We start from the raw sequence: 13,783 nt of genomic DNA, 5'->3' as shown, positions 1-13,783 counted from the left end.
TTCACTCGAACGAGCGTCGTGAGCTGGGATCTTCGCTCGGCACCCGTCCGTTCTACGAGGTGCCGGGGCAGAACCCGGCGGCGGGCGGGGCCGGTTCGAAGGCAGGGCCCCGCGCTCGGGTCCGTGTTCATCGGGGAGGGAGGAAGGCAGTGACAGCTGGTGGGACGGCAGTACGTGCGCTTCACGCGACCTCCCTCCCCATGGGCCGCCGTCCGTCCCGAGGGACACCCGGGGCACCGGCCGCTTGTCGGGTGAGGGACAATGGAGGCTCTGTCAGGGCGGGTTGCATGAGGGGACGCATGTCGGAGGCGGAGCGGGCGGGAGCATCCCGTCAGGACAGGAGTGAGCGTCTCCTCGCCGGGCGGTACCGGCTGGGAGGAGTCCTCGGCCGCGGCGGCATGGGCACCGTCTGGCGCGCGGAGGACGAGACCCTCGGGCGGACGGTCGCCGTCAAGGAGCTGCGGTTCCCGGGCAGCATCGACGAGGAGGAGAAGCGGCGGCTGATCACCCGGACGCTGCGCGAGGCCAAGGCGATCGCGCGGATCCGCAACAACAGCGCCGTGACCGTCTTCGACGTGGTCGAGGAGGACGACCGGCCGTGGATCGTGATGGAGCTCGTCGAGGGCAAGTCGCTCGCCGAGGTCATCCGTGAGGACGGGTTGCTGGAGCCGCAGCGCGCCGCCGAGGTGGGCCTCGCGATTCTCGACGTGCTCAGGGCCGCGCACCGCGAGGGCATCCTGCATCGCGACGTGAAGCCGTCGAACGTGCTGATGTCAGAGGACGGCCGGGTCGTCCTCACCGACTTCGGTATCGCGCAGGTCGAGGGCGACCCGTCGATCACCTCGACCGGCATGCTCGTCGGCGCGCCCTCCTACATCTCGCCGGAGCGGGCCCGAGGCCACAAGCCCGGCCCGGCCGCCGACCTGTGGTCGCTCGGCGGGCTGCTGTACGCGTCGGTCGAGGGCGTGCCGCCGTACGACAAGGGGTCCGCGATCGCGACGCTGACCGCCGTGATGACGGAGCAGTTGGAGGAGCCGAAGAACGCGGGTCCACTGAGGGACGTGATCTACGGCCTGCTCACCAAGGATCCCGCCAAGCGGCTCGACGACGCCGGTGCGCGCAAGATGCTCAACGCGGTGATCCACGCGCCCGAGCCCAAGCCGGCCGAACCGGAGCCTCTGGACGCCACGAAGGTGGTGCCGCTGCCGGTCGTTCCCGGCAAGGGCAAGCGGGCCGACAAGGGCACGGATAGCGGGAGTTCGGCCGATTCGGGCTCCGGGGGCAAGCGGGGCGAGGAGGCCGGGGAGCGGTTGCGCGGCGCGTTCCGGTCGGTGAAGAAGGCGGCCGTCGCGGCCAGCGCCGGGGCGGGGGCGGCGGTCCGGACGAAGTCCGCCGACTCCGGCGACCCCGGCCGGGCCGATGCTGGTGCGGGGGCTGCGGCCTCCGAGACCGCGGTCTCCGGGAGTGTGGCTTCCGGCGGTGCGACGGACGAGGCTGCGAAGAGCGGCGGCGCGGGAGAGTCCGGGAAGCCGGTCGGGGGTGCTGCTCGGGGTGCCGTCGTTCCCGGCGCCCGGGACGGGCAGGCTCGGGACGGTGGTGCTCAGGCGGGTAACCCCGTTACCGGCGGGCGGAGTTCGGGGTGGCCCGTGGTGCCGCCGCCGGATCTGCCGCCCCGGTCCGTGCCCAGGGCGCCGATCACCGACGTCGTGCCGAAGCGGACGCTGGTGATCATCGCGGTGGTGGTCGTCGCGGTCATCGTGCTCGGTGTGGTGCTGGCCCTCGTGCTCGGGGGTGACAACTCCACCGAGGGTTCCGCCGACGGGGGGAAGAGCGCCGGCGACAAGGTGACGTCCGCGACCTCCGGCTCCGCCGAAACCAAGGAGGACAAGGGGGGCGACGGGGGCAAGGGGACCACCGACGACGGCACCCGTACGGACGGCGGTCAGAGCGCCGACGCCACGAAGGGCACTGAGGCGGGGACCGGCCCGGGGGCGGGAGCGGGGCCGGCGAATTCGCCCAGTGCGTCGGCGAGCGGGTCCGGTGCGGCGGGGCGTGTGTCCACGCACAAGGACGGTCAGGGGTTCTCCATCGGGCTGCCCACCGGGTGGAAGTACGAGTCCACGGGGGCAGCGGGCGCCCGGTTCGCTGGACCTGACGGGCAGAAGCTCCTCGTCGGGTGGACCACGACACCCAAGAGCGACCCCGTGGCGGACTGGAAGAACCAAGAGCAGTACATGACGCGTTCGCAGTACGACCGGATCCGAATAGAGAAGGTGAACTACCGGGGCTGGAACGCGGCCGACTGGGAGTTCACCTACGCGGAGGGCGGGACCACGTACCGGTCGGTGGACCGGGGGTTCGTCGTCAGCGGTCAACTCGGGTATGGGCTCATGTACACGGCGAAGGCGTCGAATTGGGACAGTGAGCCGCGCAAGGAGACATGGCGGACGTTCACGGAGACGTTCGAGCCGAAATCGTGATGCGTGCGCTTCCGAGTTGAGGCCGTGAGATCTCGCATCCTCTCTTGGTGAGTTGCCTCCGGCACGTATCGTGAGTGGTTGCGGACCGTACGCATGCAGAACGGGACGTATGGCGAACGGAATTGAGCAGCCGGCCGGTCGGGGGAGGCATCGTGGAGGAATATGCGGGGCGGGTACTCGCCGACCGCTATCGCCTGCCGTTGCCGCCGACCGATGAGTTCGAGCAGTCCGAGATCCGGGCCTTCGACACGTACAGCGGGCAGGAAGTCCTGGTCAGGCAGGTGCCGTTGCCCGAAGTCGTCGAGGCCGAGGTGCTCGACGCGAACGGGCTGCCGGACGGATTCGTGGCGCGGGACGGTCGGGCGCGAGGCGCTGCCGCGCGGTCCGCAGCCACTCGCCGGCCCAGCGATCCGGCCGTACGGCGGGCCATCGAGGCCGCGCAGGCCGCCGCCTCCATCCCTGACCACCCACGGCTCGACCAGGTCTTCGACGTGTTCGCGCAGGGTGGCTCATTGTGGATAGTGAGTGAACTGGTGCCGGCCAGGTCGCTGGAATCGCTGCTCGCCGAGAAGCCGCTGACGCCGTACCGCGCGGCCGAGGTCGCCGCCGATGTCCTCATGGCCCTGCGGGTGCTGCACGCCCACGGCTGGGTGCACCGCAACATCACCGAGCGCACGGTTCTTGTCTGCGACGACGGGCGGGTGATGCTCACCGGGCTGGCGGCCGGGGCCGCGGAAGAGGCCCTGTGCGGGTACGACCCGGTACCGGGCCGGGACGCGCCGGGGACGGGTGGTACGGCCGGGGCGCCTGAGGACGCCAAGGCCGTCGGGGGTGCGGGCACGGCAGTCGGTGCCGCCGCCGGTGGCGGGGGTTACGGAGTCGTCGGGGGTACGTTCGCCGGGGATGTCGAGGCTGCCCGGCGGGCCGCCATCGAGGCGCGCACCGGGATGGGTTCGGCGGGCGGCAGCGGTGGGTACGGACAGTCACCGGGGTCGCCGGCGGGTGGCCCGGGCGTGGTGAGGCCGCAGGGCTTGACCGGCGGTAGAGCGGGCGGTCCGGAGCGGGTTGTCGGGGGTTATGGGGTTCCCGGGGGGACGTTCGCCGGGGATTCCACTGTCGACCCCGAGGCTGCTCGGCGTGCCGCTATTGAGGCGCGGGCTGATGGCGGGATGCCCGGGGCCGGTGCTCCGGGTGGGCGTCCTGGTGGGGGTTACGGGGTTGCCGGGGGGACGTTCGCGGGGGATGCCGCGGCGGATGCGGAGGCTGCTCGGCGTGCTGCCATCGAGGCGCGGGCCGGTGGTGGGGTGCCTGGCGTCGAGGGGAGCAATGGAGGGGCCGCCGGGGGTGAGCGGCGGGCGTTGGAGACCGGGGGGGACATTCGGGCGGCGCGGGCCGGGGCGATCGCCGCGTATCGGGCGGGTGCTCGGGCCGCGGCCCGGGTTCAGGAGGCCGAGCAGAGCGGGCGGGCCGCGCTGCCCGGCGCCCGGCCCTCGATCGAGGCGGGCGGTGACACCGCCGGCGGCGCCTACGGCACCGGTGTGGAGCGGGTGCCGGCCACTCCGCCTCCGGGGCAGATCGCCGACCCCTACGGCGTACGGACGACGACTGCCTGGAACGGGGCCGCCGCTCCCGCGCCCGGAGATGCCGGGCAGGGGCGCACCGCTCTTCCCACCGGAAGAAGCGACGCCATGCCGGGCAGGGGCGCCGACAGCGTTCCGCAGCAGCCGACCGGCCCGCTCACTCACGGCCACCCCCAGGACCAGCCCCAGCCGGCGGACCGCGTCCCGGACCAGCCGACGGGTCGCTGGGGAGGCACGGCCGTCGCCGATGTCCCCAGGCGGGGTCCCACCACCGCGCTGGCCGCCGAGCGGGCGCGGCAGGCCCGGATGGCTGTCGTCGGGGCGGTGACCGAGCGTTGGGCGCCGGAGCAGGCCGGTCCCGTGCACGAGAACTGGCAGCTGGCCCCGCCCATCGGTCCCGCGACCGACCTGTGGGCGCTCGGCGCGCTGCTCTTCAGGGCCGTACAGGGGCATGCGCCCTACCCGGAGGAGTCGACGGCCGAGCTGGTGCAGCTGGTGTGTGCCGAGCCGCCCGCCTTCGCGGAGGAGTGCGGTCCACTCAGGCCCGTCGTGGAGTCGCTGTTGCGGCAGGACCCCACCGAGCGCCTCGACTTCGAGGAGTTGAACGGCTGGCTGCGCTCCCTCGTCCGGTCGGCGCCGGAGCCGGAGGCCGGGGCGCATCTCGTCGCCGCGCCGCCCACCGATCCGCGCCGGCTGCCGATCGTACGGCGCCGGGGCGAGCTGGTGCGCAGGCGCCGGGCGGGCCTGCCCGCGACCGGTCCGCACGGCCGGCACAAGCGCGGCAGACAGGAGCAGAAGGCGCCGCGAAAACTGGGCCGCAACCTGCTCCTCCTGATACTGCTGGCGCTGGCCGCGGCGATCGCGTACGCCATGTTCTTCATGCCGAAGGCCAAGAGCGACGGAGCTCAGGACGGGCAGCGGACGGGTTCCGCCGGGGACGTGAGTGCCGCGCCGGAGCAGTCTGCCGACAACCCGGACGCGAGCAGCGAGCCGCGGCCCGAGCAGACCTCGCCGAGCAGCGGGAAGGGCAACAGCTCGTCCCCGTCGGCCGGTTCGACCGGGACGTCCGGCTCGTCCGACGGGGCGACCGCAGGTCCCGGTGCCGCCGCCGGTTTCACCGTGCGCGCCGACCCCGAGGGCTTCCGGATAGCCGTGGCCAACGGCTGGGACCGGACGGGCAAGAACGGGCGCGGGCAAGTCGTCTACTCGCACGGCTCGTTCCAGCTCATCGTCGTACCCGGCCGTGACACCACGAAGGCGGACGGCGCCGATCCGATGGCGTACCAGCGGGAGCGGGAGTACGAGTTGCAGCCGTTCCGCGACTCCACGTGGGCCACGTCCAGCGGGATGCGGACCATCGAGGTGGGTGGACGGACCATGGCCGAGGGACAGTTCACCTGGCAGAACAGCTCCGGGAGTGAGGTGTTCGTGCGCAATCTCGCGATCATCGTCGACGGGCGGTATCACGTGGTTCAGGTGCGCGGACCGGAGGCCGAGCGGGACGAGGTGACGCGCTTGTACGAGCAGGCGTCGGCCACCTACCAGTTCACCGGCTGACAGGGAGTCTGCCTGTCCGGCGGGCGGAAGCGTCACAGTGCTGTCCCTGTACGGCCCCCTGCGGTTCCCTCCGGCGGGGGCTCTCCTTAGGGTTGCCCCTGTCCAGACCATTGCGGGGAAACGTGAATGAGATGCAGGGCCTGCTCCTCGCGGGCCGCTACCGGCTCGTCGATGTCATCGGCAGCGGGGGCATGGGCCGGGTGTGGCGTGCGCACGACGAGCTGCTGCACCGTGCCGTCGCCATCAAGGAACTGACGGCCGCGCTGTACGTGTCCGAGAGCGAACAGGCCGTTCTGCTCGCCCGCACCCGTGCCGAGGCCCGCGCGGCGGCGCGGATCAACCACTCCGCCGTCGTCACCCTGCACGACGTACTCGAACACGACGGCCGGCCGTGGATCGTGATGGAGCTCGTCGAGGGCAACTCGCTGGCCGACGAGGTCAAGGACATCGGGCGGCTCGACCCGCGCGAGGCCGCCAGGATCGGCCTGTGGGTGCTGCGCGCGCTGACAGCCGCGCACACCGCCGGTGTGCTGCACCGGGACGTCAAGCCCGGCAACGTCCTGCTCTCCCAGGACGGCCGCGTGCTGCTCACCGACTTCGGCATCGCGCAGGTCGAGGGGGACACGACCATCACCCGTACGGGAGAGATCGTCGGCTCGGTCGACTACCTCGCTCCGGAACGGCTGCGCGGCGAGGACCCGGGGCCGTCCTCGGACCTGTGGGCGCTCGGGGCCACGCTGTACACGGCGGTCGAGGGCCGCTCCCCGTTCCGCCGCACCTCCCCGTTGACCACGATGCAGGCGGTCGTCGAGGACGAGCTCACCCAGCCGACGTATGCCGGTCCGCTCGCGCCCGTCATCACGGCCCTGCTGCTCAAGGATCCCGTGGTACGGCCGGGGGCGGCCGAGGCCGAGCAGATGCTCGCGGAGGCGGCGGAGGGGCGGCGGCCCCGCGCGGCCCAGCAGTACGTGCCGACGCTGCACGCCGGGGCGGTGCGGACGCCGGGGGAGGGGGAGGGGGAGGTCGGGACCTTCCGGATAGGCGGGACGGCGGTCGGCTCACCCACGCCGCATCAGGGGATCGCCCTCGCGCCCGCAGGACCGGCCAGGTCGTCTCGCCGGGGTCGTACGATCGCCCTCGTCGCCGCGCTGGTCGTGCTGGTCGGCGGCGGTGGGGCGGTCGCTCTGCACCAGTGGAACTCGGGGACGCGGAAGGCCGATTCGGCTGCTCCGGCCCCTGCGTCCGGTACCGGGTCCGGTACTCCGGCCGGATCTTCTTCAGCTACCGCGTCTGCTCCTGCCGGGGGTGGGGAGCCCACCGGCGTGCCGAACAGCGTGCCGAAGGACTGGGTGCGGGTCGACGATCCGGCAGGTTTCAGCCTCTCGCTGCCCAAGGGGTGGACGCGGACGGAGACCAACGGCCAGATCGACTACTCGCCCGACGGCGGGGACCACTTCCTGCGCATCGCCATCGACAAGTCGCCGGACTTCGACGACCCCTACCTCCACCAACTCGACCTGGAGGAGCAGCTCAAGAGGCTCCGCGACTACAGGACAGTGAGCCTGGAATCGAACATCTACCGTGACCGCAAGGGTTCTCTCTGGGACTTCACCTGGACCGCGCTGGCCAAGGACTCGGCCTTTCCGGGGCCGCGGCGGGCCATCGAGCAGGCGTATCTCGGCCGGGACGGGGCCGAGTACCTGATCTACATGTCCGCTCCGGCGGCCGACTGGGCGACCGCGCGCGAGCAGTTCACGGCGGTACTGCGCGGATGGCGCCCGGGCTCCGGCTGACCGAGCCCGACGCAACGTGCCTGGTACGGCGGTTGTCGGTCATCCGCAGGACACCATCCCGGAGTCCTGTCCTCCGGTGGTGCATGATGTGGCTCATGGGGACCGAGGGGGAGAGCATCCGTGTGATCGCCGGGCGGTACCGCCTGGAGGCGAGGGTCGGCCGGGGCGGCATGGGTGTCGTCTGGCGGGCGACCGACCAGCTGCTCGAACGGCGGGTCGCGGTCAAGGAGCTGACGCAGGACACCTCCCTCTCCACGGACGAGGCCAGGCTGCGGCGCGACCGCACCCTGCGTGAGGCGCGCGCGGTCGCCCAGTTGAGCCACCCGCACATCATCGTCGTGCACGATGTCGTCGAGGACGACGAACGCCCCTACATCGTCATGGAGTTGATCGACGGCGGCTCACTCGCCGACCGGATCTCCCAGCGCGGTCCCGTCGACGCCGACGAGGCCGCCCGTATCGGCATCGCCCTGCTCGGCGCCCTCAGGACCGCCCACGCGGCAGGTGTGCTGCACCGGGACATCAAGCCCGCGAACGTGCTCCTCGAGGACGCCACCGACCGGATCGTCCTCACCGACTTCGGAATCGCCCAGGTCGCGGGCGCCACCACGCTCACCGAGACCGGCTCCTTCGTCGGCTCGCCCGAATACACCTCGCCCGAACGGATGTCCGGCGTCAGAACGGGCCCGGAGTCCGACCTGTGGTCGCTCGGCGCGCTCATGTGTACGGCCCTGAGCGGCGAGTCGCCGTTCCGGCGCGACTCGTTGGGCGGCATCCTGCACGCCGTGGTGATGGACGAGGTACGGCCACCGGCGCAGGCCGCGCCGCTCCTGCCCGTCGTACGGGGGCTCCTCGAACGCGATCCGGAGCGGCGCCTCGACGCGGCGGAGGCGGAACGGATGCTGCGGGCGTTCCGGGCGACCGGGCGGACGCCGAAGCTGACGGCCGGGTACACCCCGGGCCGGCAGCAGACCCAGACCCAGCGGCGCGAGGAGTCCGGCGGCCGGGAGGCGAAGGCGACGCCGACGCCTTTTCGCCGTACGGCCACGGCCCGTACGGCTGGCGTGGGCCCGGCGGACCAGTCGCCGCGGCCCGCGGGACGGACCGCGCTCGTTGCCGCGGTGCTGGTCGCGGCGCTGGCCGGCGCGGGGGTCTCCGCGGCGGCGCTGCTGATGAACTCGGGGGAGGGCGAGGGCGGAAAGCCGGGGCGCACGACGACGGCGACCGCGACGGCCACGGTGTCGGGCAGGGCCACCGACCCCGGCACCTCCACGGCGACGGCGTCGAGGTCCGCCAGTGCCGCGTCGGCGACGCCCAGTGCGACCGTGCCCTCCGCCTCTTCCCGGACCGCCCCCTCCGGTTACCGCCTGGCCAGCGACCCGCGCGGCTTCTCGCTCGCCGTTCCGGACGACTTCACGCGCACCGAACAGAAGGAGCGGGTCTTCTATCTGTCGCCGGGGGAGACCTTCCGGCTCGGGATCAAGGTCGTCGCCCCCCAACCGGGCGGCCCGCTCGCGGTGATGAAGCGCGCCGACGCGGGCGGGGCCTCCGCGAACCCCGGCTACCGCGACGGCCGGGTCACCGAGACGGTGCACGCCCAACACGCCGCCGCGCTCTGGGAGTTCACCTGGGACGGCTTCAGCGCGGCGGAGGGGCCGAGGCACACGTACGACCTGTGCTGGGAGGAGGGCGGGCGGATGTACGACGTGTGGGTGTCGGCGCCCGTAGGTAAGGTGCGCGAGGCCAAGGAGTACTTCGATGTCGCCTTGGGCACCTTCGTAGCCGGCGGTTGATCCGTCCTGACCGGAGGCGGCGCGGTCAGCGGCGGACAGCCGCCCTGAGAAGCCCCGCCTTGCCTGTCCTGCCCACCCGCAGGGCGAACCCGCCCCCTGGACGGCTGACCGACTTCGCGTGCCAAAGTCCGTTGCGACGCCACCACTTGACCGCAGCCAGGTTCTTCGGCGGCTGGGGCAGGGGCAACACCCGTTCTCCGAGCCGTAGTTCACCGCTCCACACACCCGGTCCCAGCTCGGCGACCGGCACATGGACGGTGAACTGCTCGCTGTGCGGGGGCCGTACAGCGGTGAGGACGACCCTGGCAGCCGTGTTCTCCGTATTCGCCGTGTTGTCCGCGTTGTTCAGGTGCACGGTCAGTGCTCCGCGCGGGTACGCGCCCAGTGTGCAGCGGCCGGTGATCAGCAACTCGGTGGGCCGACCCGCGTGCCAGCGGATGTTCCCGAAGGTGATCCGCTTCAGCACGGGGTGTTTGCGTTCGCCGAGGTCGATCGTGTAATTGCCGTACGGAACGGTGGTGTAGAGGGTGACCGCACGCCTGCCGCGTACGGTCTCCGTGATCCGTACGTCGGGTCGGCCGGGGAGCCGGTCGGCCCGGCTGCTGCCTATGCGCACCTCGCGGGTGAACTCCTGGGCGCCGACCGCGAGGGAGATGTCCCACAGCCCGTCGTCGAGGGGTGCTCCGTCGGCGACGGTGTCGATGTCGATGTCCGCCTCGAACCCGGCCTTCTCGGCACCGGTGGCAGGCGTGACGGGCAGCCGGTACTCCGTTCCCGACTCCCTCTCGCGCAGGACGAGTTCGGTGGTGACGTCGTGGGTCTGCACCGGGTGCAGATACGCAGACCCGGCCAACCGCACCCGGGTGCCGCGCAGTTCGGCCCTCGTGATGTGGTGACGTATCTCTGGGTCCGTCCGTTCCCCTGTTTCCGCCGTCTCGGACTGTCTGAGGGAATCCGTTTCCGGCACGGTCATCGTCACGTTCTCCAAACAGTGCGAAGTGCGAAGTGTGCAATGCGAATGCGCGCGCCGTTATCGGGTATGCGTGTCGACTGGATCGTGAACATACCGTGACCTGATCGTGCCTTCAAGGTATGGGCACCGTGATGATCCAGCTCAGCGAGGTGGGCCGGGCACCCTTGAATGCCCGCTTTGTTCCCTCCGTGCGCGGGCTGATTACGAACTCTGCTAAAACGTCGACATGGACATGGGCAGCGGCGTGGGCATCGAACTGTTGGGGCGTGCGCACGCCCGGCAGCGCTGGGCGGCGCGCGGTGCGCTGGGGGCCGCAGTGCTGGCCGTACTGCTGCCGATCGGGTCGGCCGGCCTCAGTAGCCTGCTGCTCGCCGCGGTCAGCGTGGGCGGGGCCGCACTCACCGCCGCCGGCCTGTGGTGGGCCCTCGCCCGGCGCGGCCTCGTGCGGGCGGTGGGAGCACTGCTCGCCGTCGCCACCCCGGTCGCCGTCGTCGCCATTTTCGCCGCCGCCAACCTGCTGGGCCCGGCGACAGCTTCCCTCGTTCTGTGGGGCGCCGCTCTGTGGGCCGGCAAATTCGCGCTGAGCAGCACCGGGTCCCATGTCGTTCCGGTCCGCGAGTACGAGGCGCCCGCGCCCGTCCGGCCCTTCCTCCTCATGAACCCGCGCTCGGGCGGCGGCAAGGTCGAGCGTTTCCGGCTGCGCGAGAAGGCGGAGCGGCTCGGCGCCCGCGTCCACCTGATCGACCCCGACAAGCCCGAGCCCGAGGACGTCGTCGCCCTGGCCAGGGAAGCGGTCGCGGCGGGCGCGGATCTGCTCGGCGTGGCCGGCGGTGACGGCACCCAGGCCCTCGTCGCGGGCGTCGCCGCCGAACACGGCCTGCCCTTCCTGGTCGTGTCCGCCGGTACGCGCAACCACTTCGCCATGGACCTCGGCCTCGACCGGGACGACCCGGCGACCTGTCTCGAGGCCCTCACCGACGCGGGCGGGGTGGAGCTGAAGGTGGACCTGGGCTTCCTCGACAGCGGCGCCGGCGGCGCGGACGACGGCGGTACGACGGACAGCCGTCCCTTCGTCAACAACGCCTCCTTCGGCGCGTACGCCTCGATCGTGCAGAGCCCCGCCTACCGGGACGACAAGGTCGGCACCACCCTGGGGCTGCTGCCCGAACTGCTCACGTTCGAGCGCGGCGCGACGCTGACCGCGCGGGCGTACCCGCAGTCGCCGACGCAGTCGGGGGAGACGGTCGTGCACGCGCCGCAGGCCGTGCTGGTCAGCAACAACCGGTACCGCATGGACGACTTCGCCGGCCTCGGCCGCCGCGAGCGGCTGGACGCCGGTGTCCTCGGGGTGCTCGGCATCAAGGTCGAGGATGCGGCCCAGGCCGCCGAACTGCTGCTCGGCCGGTACGCGACCGGCCTGACCCTCGTCACCGCCCACGAGGTCGTCGTCGACGCCGACCGGCCCGAGATCGAGGTCGGCCTCGACGGCGAGGCCCTCGTCCTGCCCACCCCGGTCCGCTGCCGCGTCGAACCGGGCGCCCTGCGCGTCCGCGTCCCCCGGCACCGGCCCGGCGTACCCGCCCCGACGCCGCCCATGGACTGGCGGCGGCTGCGCAAACTGGCGGCGACGGTGGGCCGTACGGCGCTGCCCAGCCGTACGACGGAGGCCCTGAACCGGCGTCGACAGGCGTCGGCCCCGCGGGACAGGGACGGGGCATGAGCAACAACGGGGAAGGCGGCGGCACGGACAGGAACGAGGAGAGCAGGGAGAACAGGGAGCGCGGGGAGCGCGGGGGGAGCAGCCGCCGGAGCAACCAGGGCGACGAAGGACGGCTGGTCGGTGGCCGGTACCGGCTGACCGAGCGCATCGGCTCCGGCGGTATGGGCACCGTGTGGCGGGCCCGGGACGAACTCGTCGAGCGTGAGGTCGCCGTCAAGCAGCCGAGGCTGCCCGGGGACCCGCAGGACGCCGCCCACCAGCGGATCGCCCACCGTCTCCACCGTGAGGCGCGAGCCGCCGCACGTGTCGACCATCCTTCGGCCGTCTCCGTCCACGATGTCGTCGTCGAGGACGGACTCCCCTGGATCGTCATGGAGTTGGTGCGCGGCGAGTCCCTCCACGAGCTGCTCCAGCGCGGTGCCCTCGAGCCCGCCGAGTCCGCGCGCATCGGCCTCGCCGTGGTCGGCGCGCTGCGCGCCGCGCACTCCGTCGGGATCGTCCACCGGGACGTGAAACCCGCCAACGTGCTGCTCGGCCCGCACGGCCGGGTCGTCCTCACCGACTTCGGAATCGCCCACATCATGGGCGAGGAGTCGCTCACGATGAGCGGGGAGTTCATCGGCTCCCTCGAGTTCGTCGCGCCCGAGCGCATGTCGGGCCGGGGCGCGGGCCCCTCCTCCGACCTGTGGTCGCTCGGCGTACTCCTGTACGCGGCCGTCGAGGGCTGGTCCCCCTTCCGCCGTACGACCCTCGAGTCCACGCTCGCCGCGATCCTCGCCGCCGAGCCCGTCCAGCCCCAACACGCGGGCCCGCTCGGCCCGTTGCTCGTACGAATGCTGGCTAAGGACCCTGCCGATCGCCCCGACGCGGACGAGGTCACGGCGGCCCTGGAGGCGGTGGCGAAGGGCTGGCCGCTGCCGAAGGCGCCGGAGAGCGGTGAGTCGACGAAGGCTCAGGAGCCCTCCGGGATAATGGAGTTCGCGGACGACCAGGGGACGGTACGCCTGAAGGCCGACGGCGCGACGCCGTCGCCGACATCGATGCCAGCACCAGCACCAGCACCAACAACCGCGCCCGCGCCCGAGTCTCAGTCCGACCCCGGGCCCGAGACGGCCGCACCCGGCACCCCCGCCTCCGGCACCCCCGTACCCGAGGCGCCCGCCCCAAAGCCCTCCGCCGAGACCCGCGCCACGGCGCTACCCGCCCCGAAGCCGCCGCGCCGTCGGCGCCCTCTGCGGGTCACCCTCGCGGTCCTGGCCGCCGCCGTCGCGCTCGTGGGTGCGGGCATGCTGGTCGAGAACACGATCCTCGAGACCAGCGGCGGGGACCCGGCGGCCGAGGTGCGCGAGCCGAGCGGCACCTCGGGTGGCGTACCCACCTCCGTGCCCGCGCCGACGGAGGTGCTGCCGACCCTCGACAGCTGGCTGGCCCACGACGAGAAGGACCTGAAGGCGGTCCTCGCCCTGCCCCGCCAGTACGTCCGTTTCCATGAGCAGGGCGACGCCGTCGACCAGCCCCGGATGGCGATCTACGACAACGACGCGGTCATCCAGGTCCGCCTCACCCTGTGGGACAAGGCGCCCCGCTCGCCGCTCGGCCAGGCGCAGGAGGCCGCCGAAACCTGGTCGGGATACGGCCAGTCGCACACCCAGTACACCGACACGACCGTCGCCGGCTACGAGGCAGTCCAGGCCGACACCACCTACGACACCGAGGGCAGGCTCGTCCGCGTCATGCAGGTGGAGATCCTCACCGACGACGGAAGGCTGTACGAGCTGCGAGTCGACATGCCCAAGGGGACGGCGAACGAGAAGCGGGGGATGGACGTCTTCAAGGGGGCGCGCGACCAACTGAAGATCCTGCGGCAGTGACCCAGAAGTGATTTAT

The 13,783-nt window shown here is 72.3% G+C and carries 7 protein-coding genes; 6 read left to right on the top strand and 1 reads right to left on the bottom strand.

Annotation, left to right across the window (positions count from 1 at the left end; genetic code table 11):
* Positions 1-299: 299 nt before the first annotated feature.
* The 4 genes from PV396_RS38915 (at position 300) to PV396_RS38900 (ending at position 9,203) form a co-directional block, all read left to right on the top strand.
* Positions 300-2,480, top strand: coding sequence for a serine/threonine-protein kinase (locus PV396_RS38915; RefSeq protein ID WP_319213003.1), 2,181 nt, complete (start codon positions 300-302; stop codon positions 2,478-2,480).
* Positions 2,481-2,632: 152 nt separating this feature from the next.
* Positions 2,633-5,617: a protein kinase domain-containing protein gene (locus tag PV396_RS38910; RefSeq protein ID WP_319212967.1), complete on the top strand. Its 2,985-nt coding sequence runs from the start codon at positions 2,633-2,635 to the stop codon at positions 5,615-5,617.
* 131 nt (positions 5,618-5,748) lie between these two features.
* Complete coding sequence (locus tag PV396_RS38905) at positions 5,749-7,410, top strand: serine/threonine-protein kinase (RefSeq protein WP_319213001.1); 1,662 nt, start codon at positions 5,749-5,751, stop codon at positions 7,408-7,410.
* Positions 7,411-7,505: 95 nt separating this feature from the next.
* Complete coding sequence (locus PV396_RS38900) at positions 7,506-9,203, top strand: serine/threonine-protein kinase (protein ID WP_319212965.1); 1,698 nt, start codon at positions 7,506-7,508, stop codon at positions 9,201-9,203.
* Between the two features lie 25 nt (positions 9,204-9,228).
* Here PV396_RS38900 and PV396_RS38895 read toward each other — a convergent pair whose 3' ends face one another.
* Positions 9,229-10,176, bottom strand: a complete 948-nt coding sequence (locus PV396_RS38895; protein WP_319212963.1) for a hypothetical protein — start codon at positions 10,174-10,176, stop codon at positions 9,229-9,231.
* Between the two features lie 226 nt (positions 10,177-10,402).
* On the opposite strand from PV396_RS38895, the gene PV396_RS38890 reads away from it, so the two are divergent.
* Together PV396_RS38890 and PV396_RS38885 are read left to right on the top strand one after the other, a co-directional pair.
* Positions 10,403-11,896 (top strand): diacylglycerol/lipid kinase family protein, encoded by a 1,494-nt coding sequence (locus tag PV396_RS38890; protein WP_416071558.1) that lies wholly within the window; start codon positions 10,403-10,405, stop codon positions 11,894-11,896.
* A 161-nt stretch (positions 11,897-12,057) separates the two neighbouring features.
* Complete coding sequence (locus PV396_RS38885; protein ID WP_319212997.1) at positions 12,058-13,767, top strand: serine/threonine-protein kinase; 1,710 nt, start codon at positions 12,058-12,060, stop codon at positions 13,765-13,767.
* Positions 13,768-13,783: the final 16 nt, after the last annotated feature.

Origin of the sequence: Streptomyces sp. ME02-8801-2C, assembly GCF_033793965.1 — a bacterium.
Taxonomy (GTDB): domain Bacteria; phylum Actinomycetota; class Actinomycetes; order Streptomycetales; family Streptomycetaceae; genus Streptomyces.
The sequence above is the reverse complement of the archived record's forward strand: the minus strand, read 5'-3'. Positions and strand labels throughout refer to the sequence as shown.